At 61.5% G+C, this 20514-nt stretch carries 18 protein-coding genes and 1 pseudogene; 8 read left to right on the top strand and 11 right to left on the bottom strand.

Annotated elements, in window-relative coordinates; genetic code table 11:
* The first annotated feature begins 2 nt into the window (after nt 1–2).
* The 4 genes from TX24_RS12235 to TX24_RS12220 all read left to right on the top strand — a co-directional run bounded on the left by TX24_RS12235 (nt 3) and on the right by TX24_RS12220 (nt 5854).
* Nucleotides 3–776 (top strand): 3-hydroxybutyrate dehydrogenase, encoded by a 774-nt coding sequence (locus TX24_RS12235; RefSeq protein ID WP_003191811.1) that lies wholly within the window; start codon nt 3–5, stop codon nt 774–776.
* Nucleotides 777–903: 127 nt separating this feature from the next.
* Nucleotides 904–2859 (top strand): acetoacetate--CoA ligase, encoded by a 1956-nt coding sequence (locus TX24_RS12230; RefSeq protein WP_057710424.1) that lies wholly within the window; start codon nt 904–906, stop codon nt 2857–2859.
* Between the two features lie 138 nt (nt 2860–2997).
* A complete protein-coding gene (locus TX24_RS12225) occupies nt 2998–5535 on the top strand; it encodes a PAS domain-containing hybrid sensor histidine kinase/response regulator (protein WP_003191814.1) in 2538 nt (845 codons plus the stop codon).
* A gap of 43 nt (nt 5536–5578) precedes the next feature.
* Entirely contained in the window at nt 5579–5854 is a 276-nt protein-coding gene (locus TX24_RS12220) for a peptidylprolyl isomerase (protein ID WP_003174397.1), read from the top strand.
* A 129-nt stretch (nt 5855–5983) separates the two neighbouring features.
* On the opposite strand, the gene TX24_RS12215 is transcribed toward TX24_RS12220, so the two are convergent.
* The 8 genes from TX24_RS12215 to TX24_RS12180 form a co-directional block, all read right to left on the bottom strand.
* On the bottom strand, nt 5984–6889 hold the full coding sequence (locus TX24_RS12215; RefSeq protein WP_057710423.1) for a sugar kinase: 906 nt from the start codon (nt 6887–6889) through the stop codon (nt 5984–5986).
* 128 nt (nt 6890–7017) lie between these two features.
* Nucleotides 7018–8226, bottom strand: coding sequence for an amino acid deaminase (locus TX24_RS12210; protein ID WP_034135842.1), 1209 nt, complete (start codon nt 8224–8226; stop codon nt 7018–7020).
* 9 nt (nt 8227–8235) lie between these two features.
* On the bottom strand, nt 8236–9000 hold the full coding sequence (locus TX24_RS12205) for an IclR family transcriptional regulator (protein ID WP_057710422.1): 765 nt from the start codon (nt 8998–9000) through the stop codon (nt 8236–8238).
* 134 nt (nt 9001–9134) lie between these two features.
* A complete protein-coding gene (locus TX24_RS12200) occupies nt 9135–9524 on the bottom strand; it encodes a RidA family protein (RefSeq protein ID WP_003191822.1) in 390 nt (129 codons plus the stop codon).
* 15 nt (nt 9525–9539) lie between these two features.
* Nucleotides 9540–10322: an amino acid ABC transporter ATP-binding protein gene (locus TX24_RS12195; protein ID WP_020301585.1), complete on the bottom strand. Its 783-nt coding sequence runs from the start codon at nt 10320–10322 to the stop codon at nt 9540–9542.
* Nucleotides 10319–10981, bottom strand: coding sequence for an amino acid ABC transporter permease (locus TX24_RS12190; protein WP_003191826.1), 663 nt, complete (start codon nt 10979–10981; stop codon nt 10319–10321). The genes TX24_RS12195 and TX24_RS12190 overlap by 4 nt, the downstream gene beginning before the upstream one ends.
* Before the next feature lie 12 nt (nt 10982–10993).
* Nucleotides 10994–11656, bottom strand: a complete 663-nt coding sequence (locus TX24_RS12185) for an amino acid ABC transporter permease (protein WP_003191828.1) — start codon at nt 11654–11656, stop codon at nt 10994–10996.
* Between the two features lie 52 nt (nt 11657–11708).
* Entirely contained in the window at nt 11709–12557 is an 849-nt protein-coding gene (locus tag TX24_RS12180) for a transporter substrate-binding domain-containing protein (RefSeq protein ID WP_003191830.1), read from the bottom strand.
* A gap of 326 nt (nt 12558–12883) precedes the next feature.
* Here TX24_RS12180 and TX24_RS30755 point away from each other — a divergent pair.
* Nucleotides 12884–13156: pseudogene (locus tag TX24_RS30755) on the top strand (thioredoxin family protein); the annotation flags it as partial.
* A 37-nt stretch (nt 13157–13193) separates the two neighbouring features.
* On the opposite strand, the gene TX24_RS12175 reads toward TX24_RS30755, so the two are convergent.
* From TX24_RS12175 to rpiB, 3 genes are all read right to left on the bottom strand, one after another.
* A complete protein-coding gene (locus tag TX24_RS12175; RefSeq protein ID WP_057710421.1) occupies nt 13194–14762 on the bottom strand; it encodes a TerC family protein in 1569 nt (522 codons plus the stop codon).
* Nucleotides 14763–15197: 435 nt separating this feature from the next.
* Nucleotides 15198–16178 carry a sugar-binding transcriptional regulator gene (locus tag TX24_RS12170; RefSeq protein ID WP_003191835.1) on the bottom strand — a complete coding sequence of 327 codons (981 nt, stop codon included), beginning with the start codon at nt 16176–16178 and terminating at the stop codon, nt 15198–15200.
* 63 nt (nt 16179–16241) lie between these two features.
* Complete coding sequence (gene rpiB / locus TX24_RS12165; RefSeq protein WP_003191837.1) at nt 16242–16703, bottom strand: ribose 5-phosphate isomerase B; 462 nt, start codon at nt 16701–16703, stop codon at nt 16242–16244.
* A 262-nt stretch (nt 16704–16965) separates the two neighbouring features.
* Here rpiB and TX24_RS12160 point away from each other — a divergent pair, with 262 nt between their 5' ends.
* From TX24_RS12160 to TX24_RS12150, 3 genes are read left to right on the top strand one after another with little or no spacing between them, the layout of a single operon-like run.
* Entirely contained in the window at nt 16966–18453 is a 1488-nt protein-coding gene (locus tag TX24_RS12160) for a sugar ABC transporter ATP-binding protein (protein ID WP_057710420.1), read from the top strand.
* The gene (locus tag TX24_RS12155; RefSeq protein WP_003191840.1) at nt 18450–19427 is read left to right on the top strand and encodes an ABC transporter permease; all 978 of its coding nucleotides are present in this window, start codon (nt 18450–18452) and stop codon (nt 19425–19427) included. The genes TX24_RS12160 and TX24_RS12155 overlap by 4 nt, the downstream gene beginning before the upstream one ends.
* A gap of 34 nt (nt 19428–19461) precedes the next feature.
* Entirely contained in the window at nt 19462–20469 is a 1008-nt protein-coding gene (locus tag TX24_RS12150) for a substrate-binding domain-containing protein (RefSeq protein ID WP_057710419.1), read from the top strand.
* The last annotated feature ends 45 nt before the right edge of the window (nt 20470–20514 follow it).

Raw genomic sequence — 20514 nt, 5'->3', positions numbered from 1 at the left:
TCATGACGACTTTGAATGGCAAGACCGCCTTGGTCACCGGCTCCACCAGCGGCATCGGCTTAGGCATTGCCCTGAGCCTGGCCAAGGCCGGCGCCAACCTGATTCTCAACGGCTTTGGCGACGCCAGCGCGGTGATCGCCCAGGTGCAGGCGTTTGGCGGCAAGGTCGGGCATCACCCGGCCGACGTCAGCGACCCCGCGCAGATCGCCGACATGCTCGCTTACGCCGAGCGCGAGTTCGGTGGCGTGGACATCCTGGTCAACAATGCCGGCATCCAGCATGTGGCAGCGGTGGAAGACTTTCCGGTGGAACGCTGGGATTCGATTATCGCGATCAACCTGTCCTCGGTGTTCCACAGTACACGTTTGAGCCTGCCGGGCATGAAGGCCAAGGGCTGGGGGCGCATCGTCAATATCGCCTCGGTGCACGGCCAAGTCGGCTCAGTGGGCAAGGCGGCGTACGTGGCGGCCAAGCATGGGGTGATCGGCCTCACCAAGGTGGTGGGCCTGGAAACCGCCACCAGTAATGTGACCTGCAACGCCATCTGCCCGGGCTGGGTGCTGACGCCGCTGGTGCAGAAACAGATTGATGATCGCGTGGCTACTGGGGTAGACCCCCAGCAGGCGCAGCAGGATCTACTGGCAGAGAAACAGCCGTCGCTGGAGTTTGTGACGCCGTCGCAGTTGGGCGAGCTGGTGTTGTTTTTGTGCAGTGAAGCCGGTGCCCAGGTGCGCGGCGCGGCCTGGAACATCGATGGTGGCTGGCTGGCCCAGTAAACCCGTGATGATCGTTCCCACGCTCTGCGTGGGCACGCAGACCGGGGCGCTCCGCGCCCCAAAAGTGGACGCAGAGCGTCCAGTCAGGCATTCCCACGCGAAGCGTGGGAACGAGAAGAGGCAGCTTATGTCCGACATCCTCTGGCAACCGTCCCCGGAACGCATCGCCAACACGCGCATGGATCAGTTCCGCCGCTTCATCAACCAACGGCACGGCGTGCAGCTCCACGACTACCCCGCCCTGCACCAATGGAGCATCGACCAGCGCCCGGACTTCTGGCAGGCGATTGTCGCGTTCTTTGACGTGCAGTTTCGCAGCCCGCCCAGCGTCACCCTGATCGAAGACGTGGAGATGCCCAGCGCCCATTGGTTTCCCGGCGCCACCCTGAACTTCGCCGAACACCTGTTACGCCGCCGTGACGATCATCCTGCGGTGGTGGCTGTCAGCGAAGACGGCCAACGTGAACAATTGAGCTATGCGCAGCTAGCGGAACACGTGGCCGGCCTGCAAAAAAGCCTGCGCGCGGCCGGGGTCGGTATAGGTGACCGCGTGGCCGCGTGCATGCCCAACACCTGGCAAACCCTGGTGGGCATGCTCGCGACCACCAGCCTCGGTGCGATCTGGTCGTGCTCCTCGCCAGATTTCGGCACCCAGGGCGTCATCGACCGCTTCGGCCAGATCGAGCCCAAGGTGCTGATCACCTGCGCAGGCTACCGCTATGCCGGCAAGCGCATCGACCAGAGCGCCAAGCTCAATGAGATCCTTGAACGCCTGCCCTCCCTGCAACAGCTGATCATCGTGCCTTACGCCAAGCCCGAGGTGCAGGCTGGGGACTACGCCACCCACGCCCACGTCGCGCTGTGGGACGACTTCTACAAAGCCTGCGGCGAACCGGAATTTGTCGCGGTGCCGTTCGATCACCCGCTGTATATCCTTTATTCCAGCGGCACCACCGGCATCCCCAAGTGCATCATCCATGGCACTGGCGGCGTACTGCTCACGCACCTCAAGGAACACGGCCTGCATGCCGACCTGAATCGCGAGGACTGCCTGTTCTACTACACCACCTGCGGCTGGATGATGTGGAACTGGCTGGTGTCGGTGCTGGCGATCGGCGCCACCGCGGTGCTGTATGACGGCTCGCCGTTCCACCCCGGCCCCGAACGCTTGATCGACCTGATCGATGCGGAAAAAATCAGCGTGTTCGGCACCAGCCCCAAATTCCTCGCCACCCTGGAAAAGTCAGGGTTGCAGCCGCGCCAGAGCCACGATCTGGGCAGCCTCAAGGGCCTGATTTCGACCGGCTCGCCGCTGTCGCCCCAGAGTTACGACTACGTGTACCGCGAGATCAAAGCCGAGCTGTGCCTGTCCTCGATGTCCGGTGGCACCGACATTGTCTCCTGCTTTGTGATCGGCAACCCGGTGCTGCCCGTGCGGCGCGGTGAGATGCAGTGCAAGAGCCTGGCCATGGCCATCGAAGTGTGGGACGACCAGGGCCGGCCCCTGATCGGAGAGAAAGGCGAACTGGTGTGCACCCGGCATTTCCCTGCCATGCCAATCGGGTTGTGGAACGACCCGCAGCAGCAAAAGCTGCGCGCTTCGTATTTCAGCCAGTTCCACGGCGTGTGGGCCCAGGGCGACTATGCCGAGCAACGCGCCAACGGCAGCCTGTTGATCCACGGGCGCTCCGACGCGGTGCTCAACCCCGGCGGCGTGCGCATTGGCACCGCCGAGATTTATCGCCAGGTGGAAAAAGTCCCGCAGGTGCTGGAAAGCCTCGCCATCGGTCAGCGTTGGCAGGACGACGTGCGCGTGGTGCTGTTTGTGCGCCTGGATGACGGGGTCGAACTGGACGAAGCGCTGCAACAGCAAATCCGTCAGGTGATTCGCGCCAACACCACACCACGCCACGTCCCGGCGAAGATCCTCGCTGTCACGGATATCCCCCGCACCATCAGCGGCAAAATCGTCGAATTGGCGGTGCGCAATGTGGTGCATGGCGAGCCGGTGAAAAACACTGATGCCCTGGCCAACCCCCAGGCACTGGAGCAATTTCGCCACAGAGCTGAACTGGCCGAGTAGATGAAAGGTTTCAGCGCTGACGCAGCGTTTTGAAGAAAAACCCTCAAGGCATGCTATTTTTCGGGGGTAGTCACCCGCTGTCGTTCCTTGGGACAATGGGGGTTGTCATTTTTCAAAGCGTCAGGCTCAGGTTTTTTTATGAATGGAACATCCACCGGTAGCGAAGCCGCTGCGCTGATCAAGCGGCTGGACTGGGCGCAAAGCCCACTCGGTGAGGCCAGTGAGTGGCCGCAAAGCCTGCGCACTGCTGTCGATATCGTCGTGCATTCACCCATGCCAATGGTGCTGCTGTGGGGCCCACACCTCATACAACTTTATAACGATGGCTTTGCCCACCTGATAGGCGGCAAGCACCCCGGCGCTCTGGGCCAGCCGGCGCACCACACTTGGCCCGAACTGGAAAGCTTCGCCGCGCCGGTCTACGACGCCGTGCTCGGCGGCCAGGTGCGCACCTTCAGCGAGCAACGCTTTGTGCTGCAACGCGAGGGCCGCGACACCGAGATATGGCTCGACCTGACCTACAGCCCGGTGCGCGACGAAAGCTGCCGGGTGGCCGGCATTCTGGTCACGGCCATTGAAACCAATGAACGGCGCAGCAAAACCCTCGAACTGCAACAGCGTTCCGAAGCGAGCCTCAAGGCCCAGCACAACACCGAGCAGCGCCTGCAACTGGCGCTGGCGGCCACCGACGCGGTGGGCACCTGGGATTGGGATATCGGTGAAGACCGCTTCATTGCCGACGCCCATTTCGCCTACCTGCATGGCGTCGACCCCAACGACTCAAGCCTGCTGCCCATCAGCGCCTACCTGCACGGCGTGCATCCCGAAGACCGGGGCACGGTGACGCGCAGCATCAAGCATTGCATCACCCACGGCACCGAATACGCCGAAGAGTACCGCCTGCAGCAAGCCGATGGCCAGGTGCGCTGGGTATTCGCCCGTGGCCGCTGCTACAAGGATCATCACGGCCGGCCGGCACGGTTCCTCGGCGCCGCGCTGGACCTCACCGAGCGCAAAAACACCGAGCAGGCCTTGCGCCAGAGCCAGACCGAGCTGCAATTGATCATCAACGCCATGCCGGTGTTGATCGGCTACGTTGACCACGACCAGCGCTTTCGCCTCAACAACAGCGCCTACCTCGAGTGGTACGGCAAGACGCCCCAGGAGCTGTACGGCAGAACCATCCGCGAAGTCATCGGCGACGAGGTGTACGCAGGGCGCGCAGACAAGATCGCCGCCGCGCTCAAGGGCAAGGCGTGCAGCTTCATGACAGTGACGCCTCATCGCGATGGCCGCCCGCGCCATGCGCTGATGAAGTACTTGCCGCGCTTTAGCAGTGACGGCTCGGTGAATGGTTTCTATATCTTTGTGATCGACGAGACCGAACGCAAGCTCACCGAAGAGGCCCTGCGCCACCTCAACGAGAACCTTGAAGAACGCGTGGCCCAGCGCACCCAGGCGCTGGCCGAAGCCAACCAGCGCCTGCAAAACGAGATGTTCGAGCGCGAACGTGCCGAAGATGCCCTGCGCCATGCGCAGAAGATGGAAGCGGTCGGCCAACTCACCGGCGGTATCGCCCATGACTTCAACAATATGCTCACCGGCATTATCGGCAGCCTGGACCTGATGCAGCGCTATATTGCCGCCGGACGCAGCGACGATATCGGCCGGTTTGCCGATGCGGCCGTGTCCTCCGCCCACCGTGCCGCTGCCCTCACCCACCGGCTGCTGGCGTTCTCGCGGCGCCAGTCGCTGGACCGTCGCCCCACCGACCCCAACCAACTGGTGGCGTCCCTGGAAGACCTGTTCCGGCGCACCAAGGGCGCGCACATCGAACTCAAGGTCCAACTGGGCAAGGACATCTGGCCGGTGAACACCGACGCCAGCCAGTTGGAAAACGCCCTGCTCAACCTGGTGATCAACGCCCGCGACGCCATGCCCGACGGCGGCGAGTTGCTGATCGAAACCGCCAACAGTTACCTGGACGGCACCGACATCACCACCCTGGAACCGGTCAAGGCCGGCGACTATGTGATGCTTGGCGTGAGCGACAACGGCAGCGGCATGGCACCGAAAATCCTCGCCAAGGCCTTCGACCCGTTCTTCACCACCAAGCCCATCGGCCAAGGCACGGGCCTTGGGTTGTCGATGATCTACGGCTTTGCCCAGCAGTCCGGCGGCCACGTAACTATCCAGAGCGAACCCGGCCAGGGCACCTGCGTGCGCCTGTACCTGCCGCGCTTGTATGGCACCGCACTGGAAAGCAGCCTGCCTACCAGCCTGACCGAAGCCCCCGTGGCCCTGGCCGGTGAAGCGGTGGTGGTGGTCGAGGACGACCCGGCGGTGCGTATGCTGGTGGTCAATGTACTCGACGAACTGGGCTATACCGCGCACCAGGCGGCGGATGCGCGTGCGGCGCTGCCGTTGCTGGAGTCGGATTTGCGCGTGGACTTGCTGGTGACCGACGTTGGCCTGCCCGGCATGAATGGCCGGCAACTGGCGGAAATCGCCCGCCAGCATCGCCCCGGCCTGCGCGTGCTGTTCATGACCGGTTATGCCGAGAAAGCCGCCGAGCGCCAGGGGTTCCTGGAAGACGGCATGGACATGGTCGCCAAGCCTTTTTCCATTGACCTGTTGGCCAACAAAATCCGTAGCATGATCGGCGGCGAGGCCTGAGTTCAGGCATAATCGCGCGCCGTCGCACAGCTGGTAGAGCCCCATGAAAGCCCAAGCCCGTCATATCCTGGTGAAAACCAGCGAAGAAGCCGAACAACTCAAGCAGCGCATTGCCAAGGGCGAAGCCTTTGATGTGCTGGCCAAGAAGTACTCCACCTGCCCGTCGGGCAAACGTGGCGGTGACCTGGGCGAAGTGCGGCCCGGGCAGATGGTGGGGGCGATTGATGCGGTGATCTTCAAGAAGCCGGTGAAGGTGGTGCACGGGCCGATCAAGAGCAAGTTTGGCTATCACTTGGTGCAGGTGTTTTACCGCGATTGAGTGGATGGCTTCAGTCCGATCGTTCCTACGCTCTGCGTGGGAATGCCTCACTGGACGCTCTGCGTCCGTTTCTGGGACGCGGAGCGTCCCGGGCTGCGCTCCCACGCAGAGCGTGGGAACGATCAGTGATCATCTCGGTATCAGAGCCCCCGGCACCTGAATCACCCGGCTCGCCAACCGATGCCCCGCCAATGCAGCCTCTTGCGGCGAGCCACCCTTGAGCCGACTGGCCAAATACGCCGCACTGAACGAATCCCCCGCCGCCGTGGTGTCCACCACCTTCTCCACCTTCAACGCCGGCACCGCAAAGCGCTCGCCCGCGCAACGAATCAGGCACGCATCCGCTCCCCGCTTGAGCACCACTTCTGCAATCGACGGGTACGCCGCAAACACCTGCTCGCTATCCTCATAACCAAACAACGCGCGTTCGTCATCCTCGGTGAGCAAGGCAATGTCCACTTCAGCCAACACCCGGCGATACGCCTCGCGGGCCGCTTGCACATCGGCCCACAGCCGTGGCCGGTAGTTGTTATCGAACACCACCTTGGCGCCGCGCTGGCGGACTTCGATCAGCGCCTGCAGCAAGCGCTCACGTCCGATATCTCCCAGCACCGCCAGGGTAATGCCGCTCAAATACACCACGTCATAGCCCGGCAAGGCCGCCAGGACCGGCTCGGCGGCCGGTGTGGTAAAGCAGTCGCGCACGGCCGCTTCGTTGCGCCAGTAGAGGAATTTACGTTCGCCCTGGGCATCAGTCTGGATGCAGTACAAGCCCGGCAGGCGCCCTGGCAGGCGCTGGACCATCCCCAGGCCAAGGCCTTCGGCGTGCCAATGCTCACACATGGCATCGCTGAAGCTGTCATCGCCCAGGGCGGTGACGTAGTCAACGCTGCCGACCTCGCCCAGTTCGCGGCGCAGGTACACCGCGGTGTTCAGGGTATCGCCGCCGAAGCTCTGGTGCAGGCTGCCGTCGGCGCGGTGTTGCAGTTCGATCATGCATTCGCCGATGAGGGCGATGTGGGGGTGGGTGTTCATGGCAAAGTTCTCAGGTGTGCTGGAGGGCCCCATCGCGGGCAAGCCCGCTCCCACAGTTGACCCTATTCCAACTGGAGGAATGCAGTCGAATGTGGGAGCTGGCTTGCCTGCGATAGCCGCGACGCGGTCTAGAAGCAGGTACGCAGAGACTCAACCACCTGCAACTGCTCATCCACCAGGCAGCCCACCTGCCACTTGTCAAAGGTCAGGCAAGGGTGGGACGTACCAAACGAAATAATGTCGCCAATGCGCAATTCCACTCCCGGCGCCACGGTCATGAACGCATGCTGGTCCATCACCGCCGTGACCTTGCACCCGCTCACATCATCCCCTTGCGCAGGCACGATCCCGGCCTTGTAGCGCTTGAGCGGCACCGGCAAACCGGCGTCGTAGGCCACATCACGCTTGCCCAGGGCAACCACCGCAAAACCAGGCTCCGGCAGCGACTGCACGTGCGCCCAGACTTCCATTGCCGGGCGCAGGCCCTCGTTGAGGTCGCTGCGGCGTTCGAGTACGCAGCACTGCGCTTCTTTGTAGATGCCATGGTCGTGGGCCACGTAACTGCCAGGGCGTAACACGCTGAGGAAGCGGCCGGCGGCGTTCTGCGTCTCGAACGACTCGGCGATCAGGTCGTACCAGGCCGAGCCCGATGCGGTGATGATCGGCTTGGGCAGGTCGAACAGGCCGCTGTCTTGCAGCTCGACCGCCAGGCTCACCAGGCTGGCGGCGAAGGCGCGAATGCCACTGATGGCGTGCTCGCCGTGAATCACCCCTTCGTAACCCTCGATACCGGTGAGGGCCAATGCCGGTTGGGCTTTGATCGCCTTGGCCAGCTCACGCACCTCTTGCTCGCTGCGGCAACCGCAGCGGCCACCGACCACGCCGTACTCGATCATCACATTGAGGCGCTGGCCACGGGCGGCGAAGAACAGGCCCAGGTCGGCAACGTTGTCCGGGTGATCGACCATGCAATGGAAGTCAAAATCCTTATCGGCCAGCAGGTCGGCGATCAAGGCCATGTTCGGCGCGCCCACCAACTGGTTGGCCATCAGCACACGACGCACGCCGCTGGCGTAGGCGGCACGGGTCTGCACGGCGGTAGCCAGGGTGATGCCCCAGGCACCGGCGGCGATCTGGCGCTGGAACAGCGCGGGCATCATGCTGGTCTTGCCGTGGGGCGCCAGCTCGGCGCCGCTGCTGCGGACAAAGTCCTGCATCCAGCGGATGTTATGTTCCAGGGCGTCACGGTGCAGCACCAGGGCCGGCAGGCTGACATCGCGAACCAAATGAGCACCGACGGCGGCGGCACCTTTTTCAACGGCGTTGAGGGCAGACATGGAAAACTCCTATTCGTTGATGCGCCGGGCCAGGCTGTTGGCGCTGTCGATCAGTACCCGGCGATAGTCGTGGTAGTTTTTGCTGGCATCGGCCCGGGGGGCGACGATGCACAGGGTCGCGATGCTGATGCCCTGGGCATCGCGCACCGGGGCGGCAAAGCAATGGGTGAAGGTGTCGGCCACACTGTCGAAGGAGAAGAACCCATCGAGGCTGGCCTGGCGGATCTGCGCCAGGAACGTGTCCAGCGGCAGGCGCAGGCCGTCCGGCAGGATGAAATCGTCGGGGTCGATCAGGTCGACGATCTGCCGGTCGCTCAAATGCCCCAGCAACAAGCGCCCCGAGGCGGTCCACGGAATGGGCGCGTTTTCGCCGATATCCGAAGAAATACGGAAATGCCGCTGGCCCTCGCGCATCAGCGCCACCGTGTATTTGCGCCCGTTGAGCAGGCACATCTGCGCGGTTTCGTGGGTCTGGCTGACGATCTCCTGCAAGGCGTGGTCGGCCTCGCGGGTCAGGTCGAAGTGACGCAAGTGTGCCTGGCCGAGGAAATACAGCTGCCGGCCCAGGTACACGTGGCCGTCCTTGCCCACGGTCTCCAGGATGCGCCGCTCCAGCAACGACGCCACCAGTTCGTAGACCGTGGATTTGGGGCTGCCAATGCCGCTGGCAATATCATTCGGGCGCAGGGGCTGGCCGATTTCCTTGAGAAAATCGAGGATATCGAACGCACGGTCCAGGCCTTTGGCGCGGCGTTTGATGGTGTCTTCGGTCATGGCAGTACTCGGTCCCGTTCCAGATGATCGTTCCCACGCTCTGCGTGGGAATGCATGCGGTGACGCTCTGCGTCACAAGCGCGGACGCAGAGCGTCCAAGGCGGTATTCCCACGCAGAGCGTGGGAATGATCAGTTAGGCCTTTTTCTTGTAGGCCACGCAATCGATCTCGACCTTGCAATCGACCATCATGTTGGCCTGCACGCAGGCGCGCGCCGGGGCGTGTTCCGGGGTGAAGTATTCACCGAACACCTTGTTGAAACTCCAGAAGTCCCGTGGGTCTTCCAGCCATACACCCACCCGCACCACATCCTTGAGCTCGTAGCCGGCTTCTTCGAGGATCGCCACCACGTTGCGCATCGTCTGGCGGGTTTGCTCAATGATGCCACCATTGATGATTTCACCGTCCACCGCAGGCACCTGGCCCGACACATACAGCCAGCCATCGGCTTCCACGGCGCGGGCGAACGGGCGTGGCTGGCCGCCACCTGCGGTGCTGCCGGTGCCGTAACGAGTAATGCTCATAAAAGTTGCTCCTTGTTAAAAACGAATGTTCTTGAGAAATTCCGCCAGTCGCGGCGACTGCGGCCGTTCGAAGATGTCCTTCGCGCTGCCCTGCTCTTCAATGCGGCCCTGGTTCATGAACACGATCTGGTCCGAGACTTCATAAGCAAAGCGCATTTCGTGGGTGACCAACAACATGGTCATGCCCTCCTCCGCCAGCCCCTTGATCACGCTGAGCACTTCGCCCACCAACTCGGGGTCGAGGGCTGAGGTGACTTCGTCGAACAACATCAGGCTGGGGTTCATGGCGATGGCGCGGGCAATGGCCACGCGCTGTTGCTGGCCGCCGGACAATTGACCGGGAAAGTGATTGCGGCGCTCCAGCAGGCCGACGCGGTCCAGCCATTTTTCGGCCAGGGCTACCGCTTCATCCTTGCCCATTTTCTTGACCTTGAGCAAGCCGAGGGTAACGTTCTGCAGCGCGGTCAGGTGCGGGAACAGGTTGAATTGCTGGAACGCCATGCCGGTCATTGCGCGGTGCTGGGCGATCACCCGCTCCGGGTGGCGTACGCGCTTGCCGCCAACATCGCTGTAGCCGATGGACTCGCCGTCCAGGGTGATCTGCCCGCCCTGGAACTCCTCCAGCAGGTTCACGCAGCGCAGCAAAGTGGTCTTGCCCGAACCGCTGGATCCGATCAACGTCACCACATTGCCGCGCTGCATGGACAGGTCGACGCCCTTGAGCACTTCCACCTGGCCGTATTGTTTACGCAGGCCACGAATGTCCAGCAGCGCTGGGTTGGTTTGAGCTTGATTCATGGCAAGGCCACCCGCTTTTCAATGTAGCGCCCGAATAATTCGATGGCGTAGTTGATGACAAAGAACAGAAACCCGGCGAACAGGTAGAACTCCAGGGTCATGAAGGTGCGCGCGATCACCTGCTGGGTACTGAGCAGCAATTCCGCCACGCCGATCACCGACAGCAAGGTGGAAGCCTTGACGATTTCCGTGGAGGAGTTGACCCAGGTCGGCAGGATCTGCCGCAGCGCCTGGGGCAACAGCACATAGCCCAGGGACTGATAAAACGTCAGGCCAATCGCCTTGCCCGCTTCAAGTTGCCCACGGGGAATGGCTTGCAGCGCGCCGCGCACGATTTCCGACACATGGGAGCCACAGAACAAGGTCAGCCCAACCGCACCGGCCTGAAACGCACTGATTTGCCAGCCAAGGGCCGGCAGCATGTAGAAACACGCCAACACCAGCACAAACACCGGCGTGCCACGGATCAAATCGACGTACAGACGGAACGGCGCGCGCATCCAGAATTTGCCGTAGGTGAGGATCAACCCGGCGACGATGCCGATCAGGGTGCCAAAGATAATCGCCAGCGCCGAGACCGCCACACTGGCCTGGAAGCCAGCCCAAAGCGTTTCGCGGGCGATCCACAATTCATGCAGCCAACTGGGGGATTCGTACATGCAACCCCTTCCTTAACGACGGATCGCCAAACGCTGTTCCAGGTAACGGAGCAGCATGGCAATCAGGTAACAGGCAGCCACGTAGAGCGCGGTCGTGACCAGCCAGGTTTCAATCACCCGGTAGCTTTCGACGTTGATCTTGCGGGCGTAATAGGTCAGCTCCGGCACCGCGATCGCAGCGGCCAGGGAGGTGTCCTTGAACAGCGAGATAAAGTTGTTCGACAGCGCCGGCAGCACGTTGCGCAGCATCACCGGCACGGTGATGTAAGCGCGGATCCGCCATTCGCCCAGGCCGATGGCCAGGCCGGCTTCACGCAAGCCCTTGGGAATATTCACCAGGCCTGCGCGGAACACTTCGGTGAGGTAGGCACCGGCATACAGCGACAGGGTGATGATGAACGAGGGAATCTTGTCCAGCCGAATGCCCAGGGAGGGCAAGGCGAAGTAGATCAACAGGATCAACACCAGGATCGGGGTATTGCGCACCACCGTCACATACACCGAGGCAAAAATACGCAACGCGCGGTGCCTGGAGAGCATGGCAAACGCCATCAACAGGCCGATCACGCAGCCGATGGCGATCGACAGCAACGCCAACTGCAGGCCCAGGCCCAGTCCTGCCAGCAAGGTGTCGAAATCACGCCAGACGGCGGCAAAGTTCAACTGATAGTTCATGGTCAGCAGCACCTGAAGGGGGCGTGTTCAGGCACGCCCCTATTGTTGCGGGTCACTTGAATTCCACGGGAAAACCAATCGCCGGTTCTGGCAGGTCCACGCCGAACCACTGCTTGAACGAGGCTTTGTAGGTGGGGAACTCCACACCGGTCATGGCTTCGTGCAAAGCGGTGTTGACGAAGTTCAGCCAGTCCTGGTCGCCGCGTTTGACCGCGCAGGCGTAGGTTTGCGGGCTCCAGGCATAAGTCGGGCTGCGATAACGACCGGGGTTTTGCACCATCAGGTATTTGACCGAAGACTGGTCGGTGGCGGCGGCATCGGCGCGGCCTGAGTTCACGGCCTGGTACATCAGGTCAACGCTGTCGTACTGGTCGACCTTGGCCTTGGGCAGCGCCTGATGCACCAGCTCTTCGGCATACACGTTCTGCAGCACGGCCACAGTAACGTCATCGCCTGCGGCTTGAAGGTCTTCGATTTCCTTGTACTTGCTGTTGTTGGGCAGCAGCAGGCCGACGCCTTCGCGGTAGTACGGCAGGGTAAAAGCCACCTGCTGCGCACGGCTGGCGGTAACAGTAATGAACTGGCAGCTCATGTCGACCTTGTCGGTGAGCAGGTTGGGAATACGTGCGTCAGACGACTGCACCACAAACTCCACCTTGCTCGGGTCATTGAACAAGCCTTTGGCCACGATGCGGCCGATGTCGATATCAAATCCCTGCAACTTGCCATCCGCTCCCTGGAAGTGCCACGGCGCATTGGTACTGCCTGTACCTACGATCAAGTGCCCACGCTTGAGCACATCATCAAGCTTGCTGTCCGCCGCCTGCACCACGCTGGCGAGGGAAGCCGATGCAACGACGAGAAAAACACACGCTTTGAATACGGAAGGTCGGTGATGCATGACAAGCACTCCAGGGATTGTGTATTCCGCTATACCGGAACTTGGTATGTAACAACGGAATAGACAGCAGAAAGTGTGCCACAGGTCCTGAAGGAAAAATATGCTGGGGTGAAAGTCGTTAGAGATCAGCAAGATAACGATTGGAATAATTCCACGCCGTGACAGCATCTTTGCCACGGCTTGCTACTCAAGGCCCCACAGCGCTGTTACTGCGCACTCTCATGGGTCGCAGCGGTACGGCAGACCTGTGAAGGTTGACAGTAGACGCTACACATCTGCGGGCTTAGCGTTGGGAAAAACGACTGCGTCTTGAAGGGGGGATCATCATGGGCGTTGCAACGAGCAGAATTTCCAGCGCCAAGGCGTTCGAACGGTTACTGAACACACCACGCCCGGTATTCATTCTGTTTGTTTCCGAACACTGCCCTGCCTGCGTGCAGGCAGGGCCCTTGTTCGAACTGCACGCCTGGAAGCATCCCAGAGTCGTGAGCTTGGTAGTCGATTGCGCGCACACGCCGAGGCACCCTGACGTAACAGGCACCCCGACGCTGCTGATCTACCTGAATGGCGCCCTGGTAGAAAAATTCAAAGGCTTCGGCCCTCTGGAAGAGCAAGCGCCGTTTGTGCAGGACATCTTCAGTCGTTATGACCCGCGCCAGGGCGCAAATGCACCTGTGTCACTCGACGCTCCTCCACTTCAGCCACCGTCAAACGCCAGCCTTCATGCTCCAGGCTATCGCCCACCACCGGCAGGCGATCGAGCAGGCTCATCACCAAACCCGCCAAGGTCTGATAATCGCCAGTCGCCACCGCCTTGAAGCCCGTGCGCTGACGCACCAGGTTAAGGTTCAAGGCACCATTGGCACGGAAACCATCGCCGTCCTCGACAATGTCCGGCCCTTCGATTTCGCTGGCATCGGGCAATTCACCGGCGATGGACTCTAGAATGTCCGTCATGCTCAACACGCCCATGAAGTCCCCGAATTCGTTGATCACGAAGGCGATGTGGGTGGACTCCTGACGCATCTGCTCCAGGGCATTGAGGATCGAAAAGCTCTCCAGCAGGTTGATCGCCCGACGCGCCAGGTGTTCCAGGTTCGGCTCGTTACCGGCCAGGTACTCCTTGAGCAACTCCTTCTTGTGCACAAAACCCAGGGGCTCATCCACCGCACCGTTACGGATCAACGGCAGGCGCGAGTAGGACGAGTGCATCAGTTTCAGACGGATCGTCTCGGCGTCGTCCGCCAGGTCAATGCAGTCAACCTTGGCCCTTGGCGTCATCAGGGTGCGAATCGGCCGCTCGGCCAGTTGCAGCACACCACTGATCATCACCCGTTCACGTCGGTCAAACAGCGGGCCCTGCGCAGCATCCGGCTCACCCAGCAGGTCGGCGACCTCTTCACCCACCTCTTCCACCGCCAGGCTGCGACCGCCCAACAAGCGCATCACCGCATGGGCAGTGCGCTCACGCACCGGCAACACACCCTGTGCCGATTTCTTGCGACGGGCGCGGGCGATCTGGTTGAACACCTCGATCAGAATCGAGAAACCAATGGCCGCGTACAGGTAGCCCTTGGGAATATGGAAGCCCAAGCCTTCAGCGGTCAGGGCGAAACCGATCATCATCAAGAAGCCCAGGCACAGCATGATCACGGTCGGGTGCGCATTGACGAAACGGGTCAGCGGCTTGCTCGCCACGATCATCAGGCCGATGGACACGATCACCGCGATCATCATCACCGCCAGCTCGTCGACCATGCCCACGGCGGTAATCACCGCGTCGAGGGAGAACACCGCATCCAGTACCACGATCTGCGCGACGATCGGCCAGAACATTGCGTAAGCCACGTTGCCCTTGTGCTGCGCCACATGGCCTTCAAGGCGCTCATGCAATTCCATGGTGGCCTTGAACAGCAGGAATATACCGCCGAACAGCATGATCAGGTCACGGCCCGAGAAGCTCTTGTCGAACACCTCGAACAGCGGCTGGGTCAGGGTCACCAACCAGGAAATACTCGCCAACAGGCCCAGGCGCATCAACAGCGCCAGGGACAAGCCGATCAACCGCGCACGGTCACGCTGCTCCGGCGGCAACTTGTCCGCCAGGATCGCGATAAACACCAGGTTGTCGATACCCAGCACCAGTTCCAGCACAATCAAGGTCGCAAGGCCGAGCCAGGCCGTGGGATCCGCTAACCATTCCATTTATAAATTCTCTGTCTTTAAAGTGTTAAGAACGCCAGGCACGGCAAAGTGCGGTCGTACGACCGGGACAAGGTTAGTTGACGGAATACGGGGTGTTTGAGCGGAAACAGCGACAGCGGTGGTCTTGGGGAAAGACGACTGGGAGGCTCCGAGAGGGTGTTCATGCAAGTCCTGAAATGACAAAAGGACTTGAATCCTACATTTGAAATACAAAATTCCTACAGCGCAAAACTATTACAAAACCTGTAGCCCCCTATCAGAAGCACACCAATACTTGTGGGAGCTGGCTTGCCTGCGATGCAGGCACCTCGGTGTTGATCGTTCCCACGCTCCGCGTGGGAATGCCGCCTTTGACGCTCCGCGTCCCACCCGCGCAAGGGTGACGCGGAGCGTCACAGGATGCGTTCCCACGCTGGAGCGTGGGAACGATCTGTATCAGGTTTTACGAGTGGCATCGTCCAGCGCCAGGATGGTGTGCGCATTGGTGACGGTGGTCGCCAGCGTATTGATCACTCCCGAGCGCAACGCCCCCAAGGTCGCCGCCGCCTTGGTGTTCTCACTGGCAATCGCCACCACATCCGGGATGCGAAACAGCTCCTGCACCGTCAACCCGATTACTCGCCCTTGAATGGCGTTGACCGCCGGCTGGCCGTGAATGTCGATAAAGTCATAGCCCATCATGTCGCCCACGGTGCCAGACAGGCGCGCCTGGGCGATTTCCTGGGGCGAGAACCAGCCCATGCGCACCATGTTGCTGTTTTCGCTCATGTCGCCGATGCCGATCAGGGCAATATCGGCACGGCGGGCGCGGTCAAGGGTCGAACGCACCGTATCGTTGTTGATCAGCACCCCACGCAGCTCCGGGTTGGCCACCAGCGCCGGAGCGTAGAGGCTTTCACTCTCGCCACCAAAGCGCAGGGCCAGGCGTCGGCAGATGTGGTCAGGGTTCATGTATTCACCGGCCTTGAGCGAACCGCCGATGGCACACACGAAGGTGCAGTTGCGGGTTACCGGCAGAAACACGTTGTCGGCCACCGCGCCGACGTTACGCCCCATGCCCACGGCAACGATCATGCCGTCGCCCAGGGTCTTGTTGAGGTAGTTGGCCACCAGGCTGGCGACCGCGGAGCGCTGGGTGTCGGGGTCACTGTGATCGACCGCGATCAAGGCGCGGTCAAGCTTGAAACGCTCTACCAACGCCCGCTCCAGCTCGTTGTTCATCGCCGGGTGCTGCAACACGCGCACCTCGACAATCCCTTCATCGCGCGCACGCTTGAGCAGGCGGCTGACTTTGGCCCGCGACAGGTCAAAGCGCTTGGCGATGGCCTCCTGAGTGACGTTCTCAAGGTAATAGAGCATCGCCACTTCGGTCATCTGATCGATATCACTGGCCATGCGCTGGGTACTGTCACTCATGGGGACGGGCTTCCGTTTCGGCGTCAAAGGCGCATTCTCCCGACTCTTGCCCCGCGCCGTCCACTACTGATGCCCATCGCGCTCGATCGCATTGATGCGCGCGACCTTGGCCCCGGACCGCGCCGCTTCGAACTCCGAGGCCAAAAACGCACTGACGATACTTTTGGCCAACTCCGCGCCGATGACCCGCGCACCGATGGAGAGGATTTGCGCATCGTTGCTCTTGCGCGCCCGCTCCGCCGAATAGGTGTCATGGGCCTGGGCCGCACGAATGCCCAGCACCTTGTTGGCCGAGATGGCCATGCCAATCCCGGTGCCGCACACCAGCACACCAAGGCGCTGTTGCCCGGCATTGATGGCCGTGGCCACGGCCAGGGCGATGTCCGGGTACAGCACCGGCGCCATGGAATGAGTACCGAAGTCGGTCACCGGGTACCCCAACCCCTCGATATGGCGCTTCAACAGCTCTTTGAGCTCAAAACCCGCTTCATCACATCCGATAGCCACCGGGAAAGGTGTGTTCATGGCGCCTGGCTCCACTGATCAAATGATCACTTAGTGAAATATCTCTCACGCATTTCGCAAGCATTCACCCCTTCCTGTCAAGCGAGATTTAGCTGACCCGCCAGTCAAAGCCCTATACAGAGGCAATCAACGGCTCGCAGATGAGAACCACACCTTTTAAGTGAAAGAGATTGACTGATCAGAATTTCATTTGATACACATATGATCACAGCGAAACATGACTGTGCGACCTAATAAGAATTCACAGCACGAGGACACGCCGATGGCCACGCCATTACTGCTCCAGGCTGAACATGTCGCCAAGGCTTATGCCGGGGTGCCCGCCCTGCGTGACGGGCGCCTTGCTCTGCACGCCGGCAGCGTCCACGCCCTGTGCGGCGGCAATGGCGCCGGCAAGTCGACTTTCCTGAGCATCCTGATGGGCATCACCCAGCGTGACGCTGGCAGCATCCTGCTCAACGGCGCACCGGTGCAGTTCAATCGCCCGAGTGACGCCTTGGCCGCCGGAATCGCGATGATCACCCAGGAGCTGGAACCCATCCCCTACATGACCGTCGCCGAAAACATCTGGCTGGGCCGCGAACCGCGCCGCGCCGGTTGTATCGTCGACAGCAAGGCCCTCAACCGCCGCACCCGCGAACTGCTCGAAAGCCTGGAGTTCGACGTCGACGCCACCAGCCCCATGCACCGCCTGAGCGTGGCGCAGATGCAACTGGTGGAAATCGCCAAGGCGTTCAGCCATGACTGCCAGGTGATGATCATGGACGAGCCCACCTCGGCCATCGGCGAGCGCGAGGCCGAAACCCTGTTCAAGGCCATTCGCCGCCTTACCGCACGCGGTGCCGGCATCGTGTACGTGTCCCATCGACTAAGCGAACTGGCGCAGATCGCCGATGACTACAGCATCTTCCGTGATGGCGCCTTTGTGGAAAGCGGGCGCATGGCCGATATCGACCGCGACCACCTGGTGCGCGGCATTGTCGGCCAGGAACTGACGCGCATCGACCACAAGGTCGGCCGCGAATGTGCGGCCAGCACCTGCCTGCAAGTCGACCACCTGAGCCGCAACGGTGAATTCCACGACATCAGCCTGCAACTGCGCCGTGGCGAGATCCTCGGCATTTACGGGCTGATGGGTTCCGGGCGCAGTGAATTCCTCAATTGCATCTACGGCCTGACCGTGGCGGATTCCGGCAGCGTTACCTTGCAAGGCAAACCCATGCCCATCGGCCAGCCCAAGGCAACCATCGACGCCGGCATGTCGCTGGTCACCGAAGACCGCAAGGACAGCGGCCTGGTACTGACCGGCAGCATCCTGTCCAACATTGCACTGTCGGCCTATAAGCGCCTGTCGAGTTGGTCGCTGATCAACGCACGCAAGGAAGCGCAACTGGCCGAAGACATGGTCAAGCGCCTGCAGATCAAGACCAGCTCCCTGGAACTGCCGGTGGCGTCCATGAGCGGCGGCAACCAGCAAAAGGTGGTGCTCGCCAAATGCCTGTCCACCGAGCCGGTGTGTCTGCTCTGCGATGAACCCACCCGCGGTATCGACGAAGGCGCGAAACAGGAGATCTACCACCTGCTCGACCAGTTCGTGCGCGCTGGCGGTGCAGCCATTGTGGTGTCGTCGGAAGCCCCGGAGCTGCTGCATTTGAGTGATCGCATTGCCGTCTTCAAAGGCGGCCGGCTGGTCACTATCAGCACCGACACCGCTCTTTCCCAGGAAGCCTTGTTGAGTCTTGCCTCATGAATGCCAAAACCATCGTTGCTCCCGTTACTGCCGCGCCGCGCAACCGCCTGCGCCTGTCCCTCGACCGCTTTGGCCTGCCGCTGGTGTTTATCCTGCTGTGCGTGGTAATGGCGTTTTCCAGCGAATACTTTATGACCTGGCGCAACTGGATGGACATCCTGCGCCAGACCTCCATCAACGGCATTCTCGCCGTGGGCATGACCTACGTGATCCTGACCAAGGGCATCGACCTGTCGGTGGGGTCGATCCTGGCGTTCGCCGGTTTGTGCAGCGCCATGGTCGCCACCCAGGGTTACGGTCTGTTGGCGGCGGTCAGCGCGGGGATGTTTGCCGGCGCGATGCTCGGGGTGGTCAATGGTTTTATGATCGCCAACCTGTCGATCCCGCCGTTTGTGGCCACCCTCGGCATGCTCAGCATCGCCCGGGGCATGACCTTTATTCTCAACGACGGCAGCCCGATCACCGACCTGCCCGACACCTACCTGGCCCTGGGCATCGGCAAGGTCGGCCCGGTGGGCGTGCCGATCATCATCTTCGCCGTGGTCGCGCTGATTTTCTGGATGGTGCTGCGCTACACAACCTACGGCCGTTATGTGTATGCGGTGGGCGGCAATGAAAAAAGCGCGCGCACCTCCGGCATTGGCGTGCGCAAAGTGATGTTCTCGGTGTACGTGGTCTCGGGCCTGCTCGCCGGGTTGGCCGGCGTGGTGCTGTCGGCACGCACCACCTCTGCCCTGCCCCAGGCCGGGGTTTCCTATGAGCTGGACGCGATTGCCGCGGTGGTGATCGGCGGCACCAGCTTGTCTGGCGGCACCGGCAGCATTGTCGGCACTTTGTTCGGGGCACTGTTGATCGGCGTGATCAACAACGGCCTCAACCTGCTCGGTGTGTCCTCCTATTACCAGCAAGTCGCCAAGGGCCTGATCATCGTGTTCGCAGTCCTGATCGACGTATGGCGCAAGAAGAAACGCTGAAGAACGACCCATAACAATAACCGGAGTTCTACTTATGAAACTGGGTACCACCCTGGCCGCCGCGGCGGCCCTCTCCCTGCTCGCCAGCAGCATTGCCCTGGCAGCCGATGGCAAGACCTACAAGATCGGCGCAGCCGTCTATGGCCTCAAGGGCCAGTTCATGCAGAACTGGGTCCGCGAGCTCAAAGAACACCCGGCGGTCAAGGATGGCACCGTGCAGTTGACCGTGTTCGACGGCAACTACGACGCCCTGACCCAGAACAACCAGATCGAAAACATGGTGACCCAACGCTACGACGCGATTCTGTTCGTGCCGATTGATACCAAGGCCGGCGTCGGCACCGTCAAGGCCGCCATGAGCAACGACGTGGTGGTCATCGCCTCCAATACGAAAGTAGCCGATGCCAGCGTGCCGTATGTGGGTAACGACGACGTGGAAGGCGGCCGTCTGCAGGCCCAGGCCATGGTCGACAGGCTCAATGGCAAGGGCAACGTGGTGATCATCCAGGGCCCGATTGGCCAGTCGGCGCAGATCGACCGGGAAAAGGGCGAACTGGAAGTGCTGGGCAAACACCCGGACATCAAGATCATTGAGAAGAAAACCGCCAACTGGGACCGCGCCCAGGCCATGACCCTCACCGAAGACTGGCTCAACGCCCACCCCAAAGGCATCAACGGTGTGATCGCTCAGAACGACGACATGGCCCTGGGCGCCGTGCAGGCGCTGAAGTCCCATGGCCTCACCTCCAAGGACGTGCCCGTCACCTCCATCGATGGCATGCCGGATGCGATCCAGGCGGCGAAAAAGGACGAAGTCACCACCTTCCTGCAGGACGCCCAGGCCCAGTCCCAAGGCGCGCTGGACGTAGCACTGCGGGCCCTGGCCGGCGAAGACTACAAGCCGCAATCGGTGATTTGGAAGCGCTATGCCAAGGACCTGAAATGGGCCGACGGCACGGCCAAGAACTACATCCTGCCCTGGGTGCCGGTGACCAATGCCAATGCGGATGCGCTGTACAAGCAAGTCAGCGGCGGTAAGTAGTCAGTGGCTTTTGATCGTTCCCACGCTCCGCGTGGGAACGCATCC

The organism is Pseudomonas lactis (genome assembly GCF_001439845.1).
In the GTDB taxonomy this organism is placed as follows: Bacteria; Pseudomonadota; Gammaproteobacteria; order Pseudomonadales; family Pseudomonadaceae; genus Aquipseudomonas; species Aquipseudomonas lactis.
This window is presented reverse-complemented; position numbering and strand designations above follow the sequence as displayed.

Bases quoted from the DNA above. Each gene is read 5' to 3' on its own strand.
- TX24_RS12235 (WP_003191811.1), top strand. From the start codon at position 3: ATGACGACTTTGAATGGCAAGACCGCCTTGGTCACCGGCTCCACCAGC.
- TX24_RS12230 (WP_057710424.1), top strand. From the start codon at position 904: ATGTCCGACATCCTCTGGCAACCGTCCCCGGAACGCATCGCCAACACG.
- TX24_RS12225 (WP_003191814.1), top strand. From the start codon at position 2,998: ATGAATGGAACATCCACCGGTAGCGAAGCCGCTGCGCTGATCAAGCGG.
- TX24_RS12220 (WP_003174397.1), top strand. From the start codon at position 5,579: ATGAAAGCCCAAGCCCGTCATATCCTGGTGAAAACCAGCGAAGAAGCC.
- TX24_RS12215 (WP_057710423.1), bottom strand. From the start codon at position 6,889: ATGAACACCCACCCCCACATCGCCCTCATCGGCGAATGCATGATCGAA.
- TX24_RS12210 (WP_034135842.1), bottom strand. From the start codon at position 8,226: ATGTCTGCCCTCAACGCCGTTGAAAAAGGTGCCGCCGCCGTCGGTGCT.
- TX24_RS12205 (WP_057710422.1), bottom strand. From the start codon at position 9,000: ATGACCGAAGACACCATCAAACGCCGCGCCAAAGGCCTGGACCGTGCG.
- TX24_RS12200 (WP_003191822.1), bottom strand. From the start codon at position 9,524: ATGAGCATTACTCGTTACGGCACCGGCAGCACCGCAGGTGGCGGCCAG.
- TX24_RS12195 (WP_020301585.1), bottom strand. From the start codon at position 10,322: ATGAATCAAGCTCAAACCAACCCAGCGCTGCTGGACATTCGTGGCCTG.
- TX24_RS12190 (WP_003191826.1), bottom strand. From the start codon at position 10,981: ATGTACGAATCCCCCAGTTGGCTGCATGAATTGTGGATCGCCCGCGAA.
- TX24_RS12185 (WP_003191828.1), bottom strand. From the start codon at position 11,656: ATGAACTATCAGTTGAACTTTGCCGCCGTCTGGCGTGATTTCGACACC.
- TX24_RS12180 (WP_003191830.1), bottom strand. From the start codon at position 12,557: ATGCATCACCGACCTTCCGTATTCAAAGCGTGTGTTTTTCTCGTCGTT.
- TX24_RS12175 (WP_057710421.1), bottom strand. From the start codon at position 14,762: ATGGAATGGTTAGCGGATCCCACGGCCTGGCTCGGCCTTGCGACCTTG.
- TX24_RS12170 (WP_003191835.1), bottom strand. From the start codon at position 16,178: ATGAGTGACAGTACCCAGCGCATGGCCAGTGATATCGATCAGATGACC.
- rpiB (WP_003191837.1), bottom strand. From the start codon at position 16,703: ATGAACACACCTTTCCCGGTGGCTATCGGATGTGATGAAGCGGGTTTT.
- TX24_RS12160 (WP_057710420.1), top strand. From the start codon at position 16,966: ATGGCCACGCCATTACTGCTCCAGGCTGAACATGTCGCCAAGGCTTAT.
- TX24_RS12155 (WP_003191840.1), top strand. From the start codon at position 18,450: ATGAATGCCAAAACCATCGTTGCTCCCGTTACTGCCGCGCCGCGCAAC.
- TX24_RS12150 (WP_057710419.1), top strand. From the start codon at position 19,462: ATGAAACTGGGTACCACCCTGGCCGCCGCGGCGGCCCTCTCCCTGCTC.